Origin of the sequence: Arthrobacter sp. LjRoot78 (genome assembly GCF_964254335.1) — a bacterium.
GTDB lineage: Bacteria > Actinomycetota > Actinomycetes > Actinomycetales > Micrococcaceae > Arthrobacter.
Genome location: NZ_CAXUTG020000001.1, coordinates 4051966 through 4068799, shown reverse-complemented (window position 1 = coordinate 4068799; position 16834 = coordinate 4051966). Strand labels below are relative to the sequence as shown.

Sequence of the window (16834 nt, the reverse complement as noted above, 5' to 3'; positions counted from 1 at the left end):
CGCCGAACCCACCCCTCGGAAGGTGAGGGGCGGGGTTTGGTGGGAATAAGAAAACGCTTTCCCATCATGTCTAACAGTCAACGGAGGTACAAGTCAACGGTTGCAGGCGGTTGCAGCCGGTGCAGTCGAGCCGGTCACCGTCGTCGTGCCACCGGCGTCAGTTCGTTCGCACCGTAACTGTTGTCGTCGGGGTTGACGGTGACGCCGGGGGCCACGAGCTGGTCGATGCGGTCCAGCACGTCGGTGCTCAGTGTGATGTCCGCGGCGGGCAGGTAGGACTCGAGCTGTTCCATGGTGCGCGGTCCGACGATCGCTGCCGTGACGCCTGGGTGGTTGATCACGAACGCGATGGCCAACTCGATGAGCGTCAGCCCGGTTTGTTCGGCGAGCCGGGCCAGTTCTGCGACGATGTCGAGTTTTTGCTGGTTGGCCGGGCTGGTCATGTCGAACCGGGCGCTCGGACGCGCGGACGAGGTGGGGGCGGACGCTGAGTCTTTGCGCCAGCGCCCGGAGAGCCACCCGCCGCTGAGCGGGCTGTAGGTGAGGGTGCCCATGCCGTGGCGCTGCGCCGTGGGGAGGATGTCTTCCTCGATGCCGCGGACCAGGATCGAGTAGGGCGGCTGCTCGGTGACGAACCGCTCGAGGTTGCGTTCCCGGGATGCCCACTGGGCTTCGACGATCTGGGATCCGGAGTACGAGGAAGAGCCGATGTAGCGGATTTTTCCTTGGCGGACGAGGTCGGTGAGGGCGCCAAGGGTTTCCTCAACGTCCGTGTCGGGGCTGGGCCGGTGGACCTGGTAGAGGTCGATGTAGTCGGAGTTCAGGCGGCGGAGGGAGTTTTCGACTTCGCGGATGATCCAGCGCCGGGATCCACCACGCTGGTTCGGGTCTTCGCTCATGGGCATGAAGAACTTGGTGGCCAGGAAGACGTCATCGCGCCGGCCTTCGAGCGCCTGCCCGACGATTTCTTCGGATGCCCCGCCGGAGTAAACGTCGGCGGTGTCGATGAAGTTGATGCCCGCGTCGAGGGCGTGGTGGATGATGCGGATGGAGTCGGCGGTGTCCTTGTTGCCCCAGGGGCCGAACATCATCGCACCCAGGCACAAGGGACTGACCTGCACGCCTGTGCGGCCGAGGGGACGGTATTCCATGGTGGTTCCTGCTCTCTGTCTTAGGTTGCTTTCACGGTATTCAGGCGTTCGGGATTGTGGGAGGGCACGCCGTTACCTCCTTGTTGTGGATTGCTTTTGCTGGTCAACGGACCTGTTGGAGCTGGGGCGCAGTGGCGGGCCCGGACAGTTTCATCGTCCGGCGGGCGGCAAGATCGGCGGGCAGGATGAGGGCCGCGGTCACGGCCAGGGCAAGGAACAGGAGGACAGTGCCTGCGGTGAGGGCGGTGCTGACCTCGGCGGCCAGGTGGTCTACAGCAGAACCCGTGGCCGGGACGGTCGCCGCGGCTGCGACAGCGATGCCAAGCCCGAGGCAGGTGCCCACCTGGTGGAAGGTGTTCACCAGGCCCGATGCCGCGCCGGCGTCTGCCGCGGGGGCGCCGATGATGCCGAACGAGGTAAGTGGCGCGAAGGCCAGGCCTTGACCGGCGCCGATGAGGATCATCGGCAGGGCCACCGCAGTCAGGTATGCGGAGTCGACTCCGACCCGGCTGAGCCAGAACATCCCTGCAAGAGTGACCAGGATGCCTGCCGCGAGTGGAATGGAACCCGGCAGCCGCCCTAGCAGCCGCGGGATGCTCATGGCGACGGCGAAATTGACCGCCGTCATGGGGAGGAACCCGAGGCCGGCCTGCAGCGGGTCGAAGCCCAGCACTTCCTGCAGGAACTGGGTGGTGAAGAAGAAGAACCCGATCATCGCGCCCAGGTACAGGAAGCGGGCGACGTAGGCGCCGGTGCGCCGGCGGCTCCTGAAAAGGCGCAGGGGCATGATGGGCTGGGCGGCCCTGCGTTCGATCAGGACGAACACGGCGAGGAGTACGACGCCGGCACCGACGGCTGTGACCGTGACCGGCGAAGTCCATCCCGCGTCCACCGTGTTGATGATGCCGAACACGAGAGCGCCGACACCGAGTGTGGCGCTGAGCGCGCCGAATACGTCGAAGCGGCCGCTGGCCCGGCCTGTTTCCGGGATGAACCGGGGAGCGAGAAGGATCATCGCGGCGCCAATGGGTACGTTGACGAAGAACCCGGCCCGCCAGGAGATCCAGTGGGCCAGCGCCCCGCCGATGACCAGCCCCAGGCTGGCACCAATCCCTGCGGTGGCGCCGTACAATGCGACGGCCCGGGTGCGCTCACGGCCCTCCGGGAAGCTCGCCGTGAGCAGGGACAGCGAGGCGGGCGCGACGATCGCAGCCCCGATGCCCTGAACGGCGCGGCCTGCGATCGCCCACCAGCCCGCCGGGGCCAGCCCGATGAGCAGCGACGCGATCGAGAACACCACCAGCCCGAACACGAAAACCCGCCGGCGTCCCAGCAGGTCTCCGGCCCGGGAGCCGAGGAGCAGCAGGCCGCCGAAGACCAGAGTGTACGCATCCTGAACCCAGGAGAGCTCGCCGGTGCTCAGCCGCAGGTCAGCCTGCAGGCTCGGCAGGGCAGTGAAGATCACCGAGTTGTCCAGCAGGATCATGAAGTAGCTGGCGAGGATGATCGCCAGGATCGCTGCCGGGTGGGGAGCGGGTGTGGGTTCAGGTTTCATGCCTTCAATGCAACCTTGGTTCCTTACGGGCCGGGAGTCACTGTCCTTCCGGGTAATGACAGTCCCTCCCTCGTTCCCGGGCCGCCGCGTAGCGTGGTTGCCATGACACACAGCGACGACGTGCGGAAGTTCCTGACCTCCCGCCGTGCAAGGATCACGCCCGAGGAGGCCGGTCTGCCGGTCTATGGGGGCAACCGGCGTGTTGCCGGGCTGCGCCGCGAGGAAGTCGCGATGCTCGCCGGGATGAGCATCGATTACTACATCCGCCTGGAGCGGGGAAACCTCTCCGGCGCCTCGGACAGTGTCCTTGAAGCGCTCGCCCGCGCTCTCAAGCTCGACGACGCCGAAACAGCCCACCTTTTCGATCTGGCCCGCGCCGCCACCGCTTCCCCGCGGGTGCGGCGTAAGCGCAGCCCGCAAACGGTGCGGCCGAGTGTGCAGCGCGTCATCGATGCGATCACGACGGCGCCGGCCTGGGTCCGCAACGACCGCGGGGATGTCCTGGCCGCCAACGAGCTGGGCCGCGCGCTGTATCTGGACTTGATGGCCGAACAAACCACTCCGCCGAACAGCGCACGGTTCACCTTCCTGAACCCGAAGGCCAGGGAGTTTTTCGCTGATTGGGAACGCGCTGCCGATGACATCGTCGCGGTCCTGCGGTCTACCGCCGGGAAAAACCCGTACGACAAGGACCTCACGGACCTGATCGGTGAACTCTCGACCCGCAGCGAGGAGTTCCGCACCCGGTGGGCCCGGCATGACGTGAAGTACCACCGCGCCGGCCGGAAGCGGCTCCACCACCCGATCGTCGGGGATCTTGACCTGAGCTTCGAAGCGCTGGAACTGCCCGCAGACCCGGGACTGCGCATCAACGTCTACACAGCCGATCCCGAGACACCCTCCGAGGACGCACTGAAGGTCCTCGCCAGCTGGGCCGCCACCCAGCGTGAAACGCCAAAGCCGTCGGTCAAGGAGACTAAATGAACCAGCGTCCCTCCACCGTGCTCATCCTGGGTGCCTCCGGCAGCATGTGCCGCTTGGCCGTGGCTCAGGCGGTGCAACAGGGCTACGCGGCCCGGGCGCTCGTCCGATACGACCTCGCCGCAATCACAGCAGGGAGCCTCAACGCCCGACGCTAAATCGGGGCTCCTACGTCGTATGACTAGTCCGTCTGACGGCGGCCGGCCGTGTCGATAACGCAGAAGCGGTTGCCTTCGGGATCTGCCATGATCACGTAGTCCGCGTCCGCGGGACGTTTGCTCCACTCGACGCGGGTGGCGCCGAGCCCGAGTAGCCGCTGCACTTCACCGCTCTGGTCCTCCGTGTAGAGGTCGAGGTGGATGCGGGGCGGCAACTGGACCGACGACCGGACACGGTCCAGCGAGATGCAGGTGCCCTTGCCGCCCGGTGGCTGCAGGATGACGAAGTCGTCCTCGGGTTCATGCCGCGGCTCGAAGCCGAGGGCGGCCTGCCAGAAGGCCATCTGGGCCTGGAGGTCGTCAACGCGGATCACGATCGAGCCAATGCTCAGCATCCGGCCAACCTCCTCTAGCCTTGGGGGCGCAGGAGCCGCCCTAGCCATGAGCGACGCGGCGCGCCGGTAGCAGGCGAAGAGTCGACCACGGGCGCTCCCCACCCGTCATAGTCGCCGCCGAACCGATGGAAGATGGTGAGCACCTCTTCGGTGAACTTGTGAACAGCTTCCGCGTCGACAGCGGAGACCTTCTGGGCTTCCAGGAGGACATATCCCTGATCGTCACTAATGTGGGTGCCGTACCCCGAGCTGACCAGCTCACGGCTGGCTTCAGAGGCTGATTTCCTGTCTGGAAATACTCCGCTGTGGTCGACAGGACGGGGCACGCCCAGTTGGTCAGACATGCTGCGTCGCTGTTCCAACTGTTGCATTGCGAGCTGCCTCTGATGGGCCAACTGCTCGGAAAGGGTCGTCATGCGTCCAAGACTAGTTGTCTGTAGGAGCCATTGATTCGCCGTTCGGCCGGAGACTGCGGCTCGAATCACCTCGCGTCCCTCCACTAGGCTGGCAGCAAAGACCCCTTTCCGGCAGGCCGCACCGCACCGCATCAGCCTGCCCCGAGCCGACGGAGCAGTTGGAGAACCATGACCCGGAAGATCACTGTCAGCCTGCCCGATGACGTACTTCGCCAATACCTGACGCCGCACCCGGACGTCACTGTCCTGGAGTGGGACTTCACGGGCGAGCCTCCGCAGCCGCAGATCGACATCGTGGTCCCGCCGTACATGGGCGGCACGCGGGTCCTCCGGAATCTTGAGGCCGTAGAGACCGCCTTGGTGCAGAGCCAGTCGATCGGGTACGACGGCGTGGCGGACTCGCTTCCGGCGGACCGGGTGTTCGCCAACGCAGCAGGCGTGCACGAGACCTCGACTGCAGAACTGACGCTGGCGATGATCCTGGCAAGCCAGCGGGAGTTCCCCCGGCTCATGAAGAGCCAGCGGGACGGTGTCTGGGATGCCCGGCCCACCGCCAGCCTGGCCGACCGCCGCGTCCTCATTGTGGGCTACGGCGGCGTGGGCAAAGCGATCGAGCAGCGGCTCATCCCGTTCGAAACAAGTGTCACCAGGGTTGCCAGCCGGCAGCGGACGGATGAGAGCGGCGTCATCCACGGAATCGATGAGCTGCCGGAGTTGCTGCCGGAGCACGACATTGTGGTGGTGGGCGTTCCGCTCAGCGACGCCACCCGCCACCTCATCGACGACGATTTCCTTGCGGCAATGCCCGACGGCGCGTTGCTGGTCAACGTGGCCCGGGGCCCCGTTGCGGACACGGAGGCACTGGTCCGCCACACGGCATCCGGCCGGATCCGGGCCGCGCTGGACGTCACCGATCCCGAGCCGCTGCCGCAGGACCACCCGCTGTGGGGAACGCCCGGAGTCATCATCACCCCGCACGTGGGCGGTGCCAGTTCCGCGATGCGTCCGAGGATGGGCCGGCTGCTGCAGCGCCAGATCGACCTGATGCTGGCAGGGGAGCCGCCGGTCAACGTGGTGCTGGGCGGCTGAGCAGTCCATGGGTGTCGGGGCCGGTTCCTCACCCTGGCCTACCCCCGACCGCGCTGCAGACCCGTCAGTAAGGCCTTGCCGGTCTGCCTCCAGATGCCCTGACCGGTCTTGTCCGTGGAATGTTCGGCCGCATCTTGAGCCACGAGCCAGTCCCCGAAGTGCGTGATGTCCCTGCCGTGGGACGCCGCCACGGCATCGCAGGCGAAACCCACGGCCGTTGAACCGTCATTGAGCAGCACCGACCCCAGCAGCATGGGTTCGGGGAGCTCCGCGAGGAAGGACCCCAGCGCAGCCTCGGACAGCAGCCAGCGCTCCGCCGCCAGTTCGGCGCCGTCATCGGAGCGAACGACGCCGGGTTTGGGCGGCTGCGTGTCCAGCGCCACCATCCGGTAGCGGGGTGCCAGGGTGACGGGACCGTCCCAGAACGCGCCCCGCTTTTCCAGTTCGTCCGCCAGCGGCTGTCCCTTGCGGTGCGCGCCCACCACTACAAGCGGCACTGCCGCGGCGCCGGCGGCCACGGGCCAGGGCAGCCGTTCGCCTGGGGCACGGCTCGGTGCTGCCCCGGCGGCAAACAGGGCCGGGAGGCCGGGTGTCGCCTCAATCCTGCGGGCGATGTCCGCCGCCACGCCGTCGTCGAACGTCCTGCCCACAACGGTGAGGCCGAACTGTGCGACTCCACCGCCGTCGGACTCCTCGACGCTGCCGGCCGGAACCGCGACTGCGCACATATCGAAGAGGTTGCAGAAGTTGGTGTAGGTGCCCATTCGCGAGTTGATCCCCACTGGGTCCGCCGCGACCTCGGCCAGCGTGGGGTGGAAGGGAGTGGTGGGCACGATCAGGGCATCAAATCCCTCAAGCCGGTCCATGGCTTCGCGTCTCAGCTCGTTCAGCGCCGCAGTGTCGCGGACATACTGATGGGCGGGAACGCGGCCTGCCGCGGTGATGATGCCGGTGACCGTCGGGTCCAGCCCGATGGCCGTGCCGTTTCCGGACTCGTCGCCGGCCCTCGCGGCGTCGATGAACGATCCGACGGCGGCGTGGCGCTCGGCCACGAGGGCGCCGTCGTACAGTAGCCGGGCCGCCTGCAGGAAGACGTCCAGTTCGATCGGCTCGGCGTCCACACCGGTGGAACGCAGCCGTTCGAGCTGGGAGCCGAACTCCGCAGCCCAGTCATCCGGCAGTGCCGGGAGCGACGCCGGAAAGGCCACCCGCGGCCGCGACGGCGCCGCCAGGCGTACGTCCGCAGGCCAGGTCCGCGATTCCCCTGCCATGATCCCCATGGCCAGTTCCGCGGTGTCGAGGTCGCGGGCCAGGATGGTGGCGGTGTCCCACGAACGGCACGCGGGCACCATCCCCGCCGTGGGCACCACATTGAGGGTCGGCTTGATGCCCACGAGTCCCTGCAGCCCCGCCGGAACCCGGCCCGAGCCGGCTGTGTCCGTTCCGATGGCAATGTCCGCCAGCCCCAGGGCCACAGCCACGGCGGACCCTGAACTGGACCCGCCCGAGATCCGGTCCGGCCGCCGCGCATCGCGGACTGCGCCGTACGGGCTGCGGGTTCCCACGAGCCCGGTGGCAAACTGGTCCAGGTTGGTCGAGCCCAGCACCAGGGCGCCGGCGGCTCGCAGCCGCGCCACTGCCACGGCGTCTTCGGCGGGCTTGTAGCCGAAACCGGGGCACGCCGCCGTCGTGGTGACCCCGGCTACGTCTACGTTATTCTTGACCGCCAGCAGGAGCCCGGCCAAGGGGAGTTCACTGCCGGACGCCGCGGCGGTGTCGATGTGGGCGGCCTCGGCCAGCAGGTCCTCACGGCCCCGGACCTGGATCCAGATTTCGGGCCGGTCGACGGCGTCGATGGCGGCGAGTGCCGCCGTCACCCGGGCCGTGGCTGATCCGCTGATGCCGCTCATGCCGCGCTGCCTTCGAGAACGAGCTCTTTTTCGTTCAGTTCCGCCGCTTCGAGGATCACCAGCGGCTCACCTGCCACCACCTGGGACCCTGCGCTGGGCAGCACCCGGTGCACGATCCCGTCGCTGGGCGCGGTGAGGACGGTTTCCATTTTCATGGCTTCGATGGAGACCAGCGGCTGGCCCGCCACCACCTTGTCCCCGGGTGCCACGTCCACCTTCCAGACGCTCGCCGCGAAGGGCGAGCTCACCAAGGTTCCGCCGTCGGGAACCACCACTTCCTCTGAAGGCGGCGCGATGGCGACGGCCTTTTCCGCGCGGTCGAACTCGCCGGCGTCTTCCCAGGCCTGGCGTTCGATGGCGAAGGCTTTCTCCTGCCGTGCCCGGAAAGCGGCGATCGAATCGCTGTTCTCATCGAGGAAGTCCTCGTGTTCGGCCAGGGAGAAGGTTCCGTCCTCGATGTCCACGCCCCGGCCCCGGCCGGCCGCCATGTCCGCCCGCAGGTCCAGGAGTTCCTCCGGGCTGACGGGGTACCAGGAGATCCGGTCGAAGAACCTCAGCAGCCACGGCGAGCCCGGCTCGAACGGGGCGGCGGTGGCGTGCCGGGACCAGACCTGCGTGGTGCGGCCGACGAACTGGTAGCCGCCCGGACCCTCCATGCCGTAGATGCACATGTACGCGCCGCCGATGCCCACGGCGTTTTCCGGGGTCCAGGTCCTGGCGGGGTTGTATTTCGTCGTGACCAGGCGGTGCCGCGGGTCCAGCGGCGTTGCCACGGGAGCACCGAGGTAGACGTCGCCCAGCCCAAGCACGAGGTAGTCCGCGTTGAAAACGGTGTCGAAGACGTCGTTCACGGAGTCCAGCCCGTTGATCCGGCGGATGAACTCGATGTTCCACGGGCACCACGGAGCGTCGTCCCGGACGCCCGCCATGTACCGCTCGATTGCCTCACGCGTGGCAGGATCGTCCCAGGACAGCGGAAGCCTGACGGTGCGGCTCGGCACTACAAGCTCCGAGCTGGCAGGGAGCGCAGTTTCGATCTCCCGCACGATGCCCAGCAGGCGCGAGGCGGGGAGGACCGACGGGTCCGCTTTGACCTGGAGCGAGCGGATGCCGGGTGTCAGGTCCACAATGCCGGGAATCCGCAGCTTCTCGAGCTCCTGGTGCAGGGCGTGGACCCGGGCGCGGAGGCCGAGGTCAAGCACCATGTCGCCGTATTCCACCAGGAGGTTGTCGTCGCCGGAGCGGCGGTACGTCACGGCCGGACGGCCGTCGCCTTCCGGCACGCGGCCCAGCACGCCGTCGTCGCCGTCGCCCTTGGAGCCGTCGCCCTTTGAGCCGGGGAGGATCAGCTGCTGCCGGGCCGGTCCGAGTTCTTTCGCGGACGGCGCCTGGACGGTCTTCACCGGAACGAAGCGGACCGTGTCGCCGGGCCGGAGCTGGCCGAGCTTCCAGCGGTCGCCGGTCACCACAGTGACCGGGCAGACGAAGCCGCCCAGGCTGGGACCATCGGGGCCGAGCAGGATGGGTGTGTCCCCGGTGAAGTCCAGGGCGCCCACCGAGTAGGCGGTGTCGTGGATGTTGGAGGGGTGCAGGCCGGCCTCGCCGCCGTCGTTCCGTGCCCAGCGCGGCTTGGGGCCGATCAGCCGGACGCCGGTCCTGGCCGAGTTGAAGTGCACCTCGTAGGAGGCTGCGAAAAGTTCGTTGATGTCCTCGCGCTGGAAGAACTCCGGGGCCCCGTGCGGTCCTTCCACCACCATGAGCTCCCACTGCCTGGTCAAGGCGGGGCGGCTTTCGGCCGGGACCGGGGCGGGCACCGTGTCAGGTGCCGTTCCGCCTACGGTGCGGAGCACGTCGCCGGCGCGGAGCACGCGGCCGCCGTGGCCGCCGAACTGGCCCAGGGTGAAGGTGGAGGCGCTGCCGAGGTACTGGGGAATGTCGAGGCCGCCCTCGAAAAGGATGTAGCCGCGCAGCCCGGCACCCTCGGCCGATCCGACGTCGAGCACGCCGCCGGCGGGAACTGTGACCGGTTCCCAGACAGGGACGGCTTCGCCGTTGACGGTCACGGCCACCTCGGCGCCGGTGACGCAGACGGTGGTGGCGTGGGTGAAGCGCAGCGCCGGTCCGGCCATGGTGAATTCGAGGCCGGGCGCACCTTCCGGATTGCCCAGCGCCACGTTGCCCAGCCGGAAGGAGAGATCATCCATGGGGCCGCTCGGCGGCACGCCCACCTGCCAGAGACCGGTCCGTCCGGGCCAGTCCTGCACGCTCGTCTGCAGGCCGGGGCGCTCCACGGTGAGGCGGGGTTCGGGGTCGCCCACGCTGTCCAGCGTGCTGGTGGAGTGCGCGGCGGCACGGACCACGTCCAGGCCCGTGACGGAGCGCAGCATGCCGAGGTTGGTTTCGATGCCGTCCATGCGGGTTTGCGCCAGGGCGTCCGCCAGGGAGTCGAGAGCTTCGTCCCGGCTGGCGCCGAAGGAGATGAGCTTGCCCAGGAGCGGGTCGTAGTTGGTGGACACCTCGCTGCCGGTTTCCACCCAGGCGTCAACACGCACGACGTCGGAGCCCGGGTACTGGGCGTTGGTGACGGTTCCGGCGCTGGGCTGGAAGTTGCGGGCCGGGTCTTCGGCGTAGATCCGTGCTTCCACGGCGTGCCCGGTCACCCGAAGGCTGTCCGGGAGGCCGTCCAGCACGGGCTGCTGCTGCGCCAGGTTGAGCATCCATTCCACCAGGTCGACGCCGGTGACGGCTTCCGTGACCGGGTGCTCCACCTGCAGGCGGGCGTTCACTTCGAGGAAGGACGCTACCTGCCGGACGGGGTCGTAGACGAACTCCACGGTACCGGCGGAGCGGTACCCCACCGAGGCGCAGAGCGCACGGGAGCTGCGGTGCAGTTCCTCGCGCAATCGGGCCGGAAGGTCCGGAGCCGGCGCTTCTTCGAGAACCTTCTGGTGCCGGCGCTGCAATGAGCAGTCCCGGTCCCCGAGGCTGACCACGCGGCCTTCGCCGTCGCCGAAGATCTGAACCTCCACGTGGCGGGCGTGTTCTATGTAGCGCTCGGCAAAGACGCCGGCGGTGCCGAAGCTTGAGCTGGCGAGCCTGGCCACCCTTGCGTAGCTATCCGTCAGTTCGGCCTCGTTGCGGCAGACGGCCATGCCGATGCCGCCGCCTCCGCCGGTTGCCTTGAGCATCAGCGGGAAGCCGATCGTGGCGGAGGCGGCGAAGGCTGCGTCGAGGTCCTCAAGCAGTCCGGAGCCGGCGATCATGGGCACTCCGGCGCGCTGGGCGGCGTCCCGGGCGGTGTGCTTGGTGCCGAAGATCCGCAGCTGGTCCGGAGTGGGGCCCACGAAGACCAGCCCGGCGGCCTCCACGGCTTCAGCGAATCCTGCGTCCTCGGAAAGGAATCCGTAGCCGGGGTGGATGGCCCCGGCGCCGGTAGCTGCCGCGGCGGCCAGGATGGCGTCGACCCGGAGGTAGGACTCCTTGGCAGGGGCCGGTCCCAGCAGGACGGCTTCGTCGGCGAGGCGCACGTGCTTGGCGCCGCGGTCCGCCTCGGAGAAGACGGCCACGGTGCGCAGCCCGATCTTCCGGGCGGACTCGATGATGCGGCAGGCGATTTCGCCGCGGTTGGCGACGAGCAGGGTGTCGAAGCGGTTCATCGGGAGACCTCCGGGCGGGTGACGATCATGCGCACGGGCGTGGGGTTGAAGCCGTTGCAGGGGTTGTTGATCTGGGGGCAGTTGGAAACCAGGACCAGGGTGTCGGCCTCGGCGCGGAGTGCCACGCGTTTGCCGGGGGCGGAGAGCCCGTCCACGATGCCGAGGGCACCGTCCGGGTCCACGGGTACATTCATGAACCAGTTGATGTTGGAGACCAGGTCCGGCTTGCCGAGGCCCCATTTAGAGCCTTCGATGAGGAAGTTTTCCACGCAGGCGTGCTGTTCGTGTGTGTGCTGGCCGTAGCGCAGGGTGTTGGATTCCTGCGAGCAGGCGCCGCCGATGGTGTCGTGGACACCCACTTCATCGGCCACGACGGTCATGAGCGCTTCGCCGCTGTCAGCCCTGAGCACGGATCCGGTGGTGAGGAAGATGGAGCCCTGCGCGGCGATGGTTGCGGCGGCGGAGTACCGGGCGGCGGTGTCTCCGTCTGCGTAGAGGAGGCAGTCCACGGCCTGGTTGCCCTCAAGGTCCACGATGGTGAGGACGTCCCCGGCTTCCACCACGGCGGACCACGGACCGCGGGCTTCGACATATTCGTCCAGGACGACGAGCCCCGGGACCAGGGCGGCAGTAGCGGGGTCCGGCTGGATTGTCTGCGGCTGGACGGTCAGTGTGGTGGTGTTCATGCGGAAGTCCTTGCGGTGAAGTCGTGTTCGGTGTTCTGGAGGGCGAGCAGGTGCTCGGGGCCGGGCGTGAATCCCAGGTTTCCGGCGGCAAGGGCTGCGAGGTCTTCGGGCGCCTGCCATGCAACGATGTCCACGGTGCTGCCGGTGAAGACCGGCCGCGGGTCCAGCGGGTGGGCCGTGTTGGCCAGCACCAGGACCGCGTCCATGTGGAGGAGAAGTTCGACGGCGGTGCCGGCACCGGCGCTGCCGGTGAACCTGATGCCACCGTCCGGGTCCACGGCGGTGCCTTTGAAGAAGGCAATCGACGGCGGCACTTCGCGCTGGCTGATGCCGTGCTTGAGGGCGCCGAGGGTGAGCAGTTCGCGGCCTGCGGGTGACGCGCTGTGCGCGGAGCCAGCACCGTATTTGGCCTGGTTGCCTGCGAGGCTGGTGGTTCCGGTGAGGGCGTCGTGCCTCCCGGAGGAGTCGGTTACAAGGGTGGCCATCAGCCGGCCGGCATCGGAGAGCAGCGGATGCCCCGGACCAAGGTAGGCCTGCCACGGGACCTTGACGGTATCGGCGACGTTGATCCGCTCGTAGCTCGCACCGGCCCGGAAGAGCACGGCATGGACGCAGGCGTCGCCGTCAGTATCGGTGAGCCTGATCCTGGTCCCGCGGGCCAGTTCCAGGTGGGTGTAGCGCCCGAACGCGAGCGATTCTGCCCAGGTGAGCGAGGCGGCGGCTCCCGCCGGCAGTCCGGCGGTCAGGCGTTGGGGTGCTGCGCTCGCGGGCACATGGATCATGGTGGCCGCGGTCCGTCCGTGCTGGGCGCGGGCATGGTCGCGCGCACCCGCTGTGGTGGCGGTTCCGGCGGCGTCGGTTCGGGCGGCGGGCTGTGCGGATTCGAGGGTCTGTGTCATGTCAGTCATTCCTTGGCGGTGTTGGCTGTGGTGATGGTCATCAGTCGCGGGTGCCTACGCTGCGGGCACGTCGGAGGTCTTGCGGCTGCGCACCCAGATCCCCAGGAGCAGCACGGCCCCCACCATGAGCGGTGCGGAGAACAGCAGGAGTCCGTTTTCGCCGCTGGGGTCGTAGACCTCGGGGCGCGGCCAGGCGAGGTTTACCACCATCACGGCGCCGTAGAGGACGGCCAGGATGTTGACGGGAAGCCCCCAGTGTCCCAGCGAGAACAGCCCGGCCGGCATGGTCTGGCCCACCCGGTCCCAGTCTCCGCGCAGCCGGCTGAGCAGTTGTGGAACAGTGACCAGGAGGTATGCGAGGTACACCATGACGATGCAGACGCTGCAGAGCGTGGTGAAGAGGGCGGCGTTGCCGATGTTGATGGCAAGGACTCCGACGGCGAGGCCGCCGATGGCGATGGACGGCCACATCGGGGTGCCGCGTTCCGGGTGGACGGAGGAGAGCAGCGCCGATGCGGGGAGTTTGCCGTCGCGGGCCATCGAGAACACCAGGCGGGATCCCGCGGTCTGGATGGCCAATGTGCAGACGAAGATCGCGACGGCGACGTCCACCAAAAGGACCTTGCCCCAGAAGGTTCCCAGGACGGCGGTCAGTACGTAGGGCAGGCCCTCGGTAGCGAGGCGCCCGTCGTCGAGGCTGGGTGCGGCCATGAGTGCGGTAATGATCATGAGCCCGCCGCCGATACCGGAGATGATCAGGGCCGAAAGGATGGTGCGGGGTGCTGTCTTCCGCGGGTTCTTCGTCTCTTCCGAGAGCTCCCCGGCGGAGTTGAAACCGACCATGACGTAGGCGGCCATGAGGCCGGAGACGAGGAACGCGCCTACGGCACCGAGGTCCGAGCCGGCCACCACGCTGACGTCCGCCACTACGTCGGGTCCGCGCTGGGCGGCGGAAATCAGGGCGAGGATGACGGCGGCCACACCAACGATTTCGCACGTCACGCCGATGGAGTTGACGTGGGACATGAGCTTGACGCCCAGGCAGTTGATCACTGTTGTGACCACCAGGAGTGCAGCGCCGAGGACTACCGCGTTGGCGGCGCCGGTGACGGTGGCCAGCGCGGGGTCACCGCCCACCACCTGGAAGCCGTCCCACAGCTGCGGGAGGACAACTTGGAGCGCGATGGCGGCGGCGGCCGCAGTGACGACCTGGGCGATGGCCATGAACCAGCCGGCGAACCAGCCCACCACTTCGCCGCCCATGCGGCGGGCCCACTGGTAAACAGCGCCGGAGAGGGGGTAGCGGGCGGCGAGTTCAGCGAAATTCAGGGCAACGAGCAGTTGGCCGATAAGTACCACCGGCCAGGTCCAGAAGAACGCCGGTCCGGCAAAGGAATACCCGAACGCAAAGAGCTGGAAGATAGTAGTCAGGATGGAAACGAACGAGAATCCTGCGGCAAAGGAGGCGTAGCGGCCAAGTTTGCGGTGCAGTGACGGCTGATAGCCGAGCGAGGTCAGGTCTGCATCGTCTGCGTGGGCGGACGCCGTCGAAATGGTGGAAGTCATCGGTTTCTCCGTGTCTGGAACGGGGGCTGGTGACCACATCTGGGTAGCCGCTGGATGGCCCCTCCCGAAATACCGGTCACTTGATAGTTTTCCAGTGCCGTGTCCCGGTTCCGTTTCACCCGTGTAAAAGCTGGATTTCGAGGTGTTTCAGTTCTGTGAACAAAAACTCACCAGCACTCGGACCTGCTCGGGTGGCGCATTCTGCACTCGCAGGCGGTGTAAGAATGTGGGGTGACTTCAGCCGGACCGGGACGACCCCGCAAGCAGCAGCCAGTGCGCCCGGGGGCCACCGCCCGGGACGAAATCCTCGATGCGGCCGCCGAACTCTTCACGAGCCAAGGCTTCGCGAACACGTCCACGCGGGCGATCGCCGATGCGGTGGGCATGCGCCAGTCGTCGCTCTACCATCACTTCGGCACGAAGGATGACATCCTCGGCGAGTTGCTGAAAGGGACCGTGGCCGGTGGCTTGGACTTCGCAAGGGCTGTCTGCGCAGCTCCGCGGCCGGTCGGCGCAGTGGCGGCGGCCGCGGCTCTCCATTCGGTGGCGCTCTATGACGGTGGTTTGCTGTGCAGTGCGCGATGGAACCTCGGCGTCCTGTACCACCTGCCGGAAGCACGCGCCGAGCGTTTCGAGCCGTTCATGGCGGACAGGCGCGAGCTGCGGCAGCTGTACCGGGACCTGGGCCAGAGGGTCGTGGAACTGGTCCCGGCACCCGGCGGCGCCGGCAGCGCGCCCCTCGGTGAGCTCGCGTTCCGGATGGTTGAGTCACTGATCAACCTGCGTGCCGACGGGCTCGCGGACGATCACTCAGCTTCGCAGACTGCCGATGCAACCATTGTGCTGGCAGGCCTCTCGGCCGAACTGGATGAGGTTCGCGCACTCAGCCGGAACCTGATCTCGGAACATGGTTGTGAGCCCATAGGGCCGCAACCCCTCCCTTGAAAATGGGCTGAGGAAAGAAGTGTCCCGTTCCTAATACACGTTTGTGTGAATACATCCCTGGATGTACTTTGGTCGTATGGAAACGCTCGCCCAGGCTCCCGTGCTGGCCCGGTTCGGCTACGCGGTCTCGGACCCTACCCGCGCCCGGGTCCTCCTGGCCCTCTCAGGCGCCCCGTCCTATCCTTCGGATCTGGCCGACTCCCTGGGGGTGTCCCGGCAAAGCATGTCCAACCATCTGACCTGTCTGCGCGGCTGCGGACTCGTGGTCGCTGTCCCGGACGGTCGTCGCAGTCGGTACGAACTCGCTGACGCCCGGCTGGGTCACGCGATCAGGGACCTGATCGGTGTCGTCCTCGCGGTGGATCCCGATTGCTGCGCTCCGGACGGGGAATGCTTCGCATGACGACTCTGCTACACACTCCAACCCCGGAACGCCGTGCGGTACTTAGCCTCAGGATCCGACTATTCGCGGCAGCGACAATTACCTGCAACCTCGTCGAGGCGGTGGTGGCCCTCTGGGCCGGCGGCGTAGCGGACTCCTCAGCCCTGATCGGCTTCGGACTGGATTCGGTGATTGAGGTCGCGTCCGCGCTGGCGTTGTCCTGGCAGTTTTCAGCCAAGGACCCGGAACGGCGCGAGCATCTGACGCTGCGGATCATCGCTGTGTCCTTCTTCGCCCTCGCGGCATTCGTCACCCTCGACGCGGTCAGATCCCTCACCGGAGGGGGAGAGGCCCAGCACTCCACGCCCGGTATCGTGATTGCGGCCCTGAGCCTGGCCGTGATGCCGGTCCTTTCCTGGGCCCAGCGCCGCGCGGGCCGGGAACTTGGATCCAAGACGGCGGTCGCTGACTCTAAGCAGACATTGCTTTGTACATATCTGTCCGCGGTGCTGCTCGTCGGCCTGGTCCTGAACAGCACGCTGGGCTGGTGGTGGGCGGACGCCGGCGCCGCACTGGTGATCGCGGGTATCGCCATCCGGGAAGGCATCAGCGCCTGGCGCGGCGATGTCTGCTGCACCGTCCCGAACGCCGCCGCTGCCCACGGCACCGACACGGACGACTGTTGCGCACCGCCGCCTGCATCGGCAGAAAATGCACCTGAGGTACAAGCGCATTCGGTAGAAGCCCGGGACGGTCGCGACGATGCTGCATCCCAGCCGGGCTGCTGTGCCGGGTGTGAATCCGAGAACCGGCCGCAGGCCCTGACGCTGAACACCCGCCGGGAGGACTGACCCCAAGGCCGTCGTGTCCCTGCTGATCGGCGCGTGATCATTCGCCGCTCCCTGACCTTCCAGATCGAACCCGCTGCCCACCGCGACCAGGAAAGCATGCCGCACTAATCTCCCTGGGTGTGCACGCAGCGGACGCCCTGTGGGTCGTGCCCTGCCACGTGCAGCGCTGACAGAAACCGGACAGGCGCGGGTAT

Annotated in this window: 15 protein-coding genes; 6 read left to right on the top strand and 9 right to left on the bottom strand. The window is 67.6% G+C overall.

Annotated features, from left to right (window positions below; all coding sequences use genetic code 11):
• Positions 1-134: 134 nt before the first annotated feature.
• Entirely contained in the window at positions 135-1151 is a 1017-nt protein-coding gene (locus ACSQ1X_RS18915; RefSeq protein ID WP_436058827.1) for an aldo/keto reductase, read from the bottom strand.
• A gap of 103 nt (positions 1152-1254) precedes the next feature.
• Complete coding sequence (locus ACSQ1X_RS18910; protein ID WP_436058826.1) at positions 1255-2706, bottom strand: MFS transporter; 1452 nt, start codon at positions 2704-2706, stop codon at positions 1255-1257.
• A gap of 102 nt (positions 2707-2808) precedes the next feature.
• Here ACSQ1X_RS18910 and ACSQ1X_RS18905 point away from each other — a divergent pair, with 102 nt between their 5' ends.
• On the top strand, positions 2809-3690 hold the full coding sequence (locus ACSQ1X_RS18905) for a helix-turn-helix transcriptional regulator (protein WP_436058825.1): 882 nt from the start codon (positions 2809-2811) through the stop codon (positions 3688-3690).
• The gene (locus ACSQ1X_RS18900) at positions 3687-3845 is read left to right on the top strand and encodes a hypothetical protein (protein WP_436058824.1); all 159 of its coding nucleotides are present in this window, start codon (positions 3687-3689) and stop codon (positions 3843-3845) included. The genes ACSQ1X_RS18905 and ACSQ1X_RS18900 overlap by 4 nt, the downstream gene beginning before the upstream one ends.
• A gap of 23 nt (positions 3846-3868) precedes the next feature.
• On the opposite strand, the gene ACSQ1X_RS18895 is transcribed toward ACSQ1X_RS18900, so the two are convergent.
• Both ACSQ1X_RS18895 and ACSQ1X_RS18890 read right to left on the bottom strand, forming a co-directional pair.
• Entirely contained in the window at positions 3869-4240 is a 372-nt protein-coding gene (locus ACSQ1X_RS18895; RefSeq protein WP_436058823.1) for a VOC family protein, read from the bottom strand.
• A 14-nt stretch (positions 4241-4254) separates the two neighbouring features.
• The gene (locus tag ACSQ1X_RS18890; protein ID WP_436059369.1) at positions 4255-4611 is read right to left on the bottom strand and encodes a ribonuclease E inhibitor RraB; all 357 of its coding nucleotides are present in this window, start codon (positions 4609-4611) and stop codon (positions 4255-4257) included.
• Positions 4612-4824: 213 nt separating this feature from the next.
• Between ACSQ1X_RS18890 and ACSQ1X_RS18885 the strand changes: the two genes are divergently transcribed.
• On the top strand, positions 4825-5745 hold the full coding sequence (locus ACSQ1X_RS18885) for a 2-hydroxyacid dehydrogenase (protein ID WP_436058822.1): 921 nt from the start codon (positions 4825-4827) through the stop codon (positions 5743-5745).
• A gap of 38 nt (positions 5746-5783) precedes the next feature.
• Here the strand turns inward: ACSQ1X_RS18885 and atzF are convergent, their stop codons facing one another.
• Genes atzF through ACSQ1X_RS18860 form a run of 5 tightly spaced genes read right to left on the bottom strand, consistent with a single transcriptional unit; the run spans position 5784 to position 14462 of the window.
• On the bottom strand, positions 5784-7655 hold the full coding sequence (gene atzF, locus ACSQ1X_RS18880) for an allophanate hydrolase (protein ID WP_436058821.1): 1872 nt from the start codon (positions 7653-7655) through the stop codon (positions 5784-5786).
• Complete coding sequence (gene uca, locus ACSQ1X_RS18875; RefSeq protein ID WP_436058820.1) at positions 7652-11311, bottom strand: urea carboxylase; 3660 nt, start codon at positions 11309-11311, stop codon at positions 7652-7654. The genes atzF and uca overlap by 4 nt, the downstream gene beginning before the upstream one ends.
• The gene (locus tag ACSQ1X_RS18870; protein WP_436058819.1) at positions 11308-11997 is read right to left on the bottom strand and encodes an urea amidolyase associated protein UAAP2; all 690 of its coding nucleotides are present in this window, start codon (positions 11995-11997) and stop codon (positions 11308-11310) included. The genes uca and ACSQ1X_RS18870 overlap by 4 nt, the downstream gene beginning before the upstream one ends.
• Positions 11994-12896 (bottom strand): urea amidolyase associated protein UAAP1, encoded by a 903-nt coding sequence (locus ACSQ1X_RS18865; protein ID WP_436058818.1) that lies wholly within the window; start codon positions 12894-12896, stop codon positions 11994-11996. The genes ACSQ1X_RS18870 and ACSQ1X_RS18865 overlap by 4 nt, the downstream gene beginning before the upstream one ends.
• Positions 12897-12950: 54 nt before the next feature.
• A complete protein-coding gene (locus ACSQ1X_RS18860) occupies positions 12951-14462 on the bottom strand; it encodes an amino acid permease (protein WP_436058817.1) in 1512 nt (503 codons plus the stop codon).
• A 231-nt stretch (positions 14463-14693) separates the two neighbouring features.
• Between ACSQ1X_RS18860 and ACSQ1X_RS18855 the strand changes: the two genes are divergently transcribed.
• The 3 genes from ACSQ1X_RS18855 (at position 14694) to ACSQ1X_RS18845 (ending at position 16640) form a co-directional block, all read left to right on the top strand.
• The gene (locus ACSQ1X_RS18855; protein WP_436058816.1) at positions 14694-15407 is read left to right on the top strand and encodes a TetR/AcrR family transcriptional regulator; all 714 of its coding nucleotides are present in this window, start codon (positions 14694-14696) and stop codon (positions 15405-15407) included.
• Between the two features lie 76 nt (positions 15408-15483).
• Entirely contained in the window at positions 15484-15810 is a 327-nt protein-coding gene (locus ACSQ1X_RS18850) for an ArsR/SmtB family transcription factor (protein WP_055798047.1), read from the top strand.
• The gene (locus ACSQ1X_RS18845) at positions 15807-16640 is read left to right on the top strand and encodes a cation diffusion facilitator family transporter (protein ID WP_436058815.1); all 834 of its coding nucleotides are present in this window, start codon (positions 15807-15809) and stop codon (positions 16638-16640) included. The genes ACSQ1X_RS18850 and ACSQ1X_RS18845 overlap by 4 nt, the downstream gene beginning before the upstream one ends.
• Positions 16641-16834: the final 194 nt, after the last annotated feature.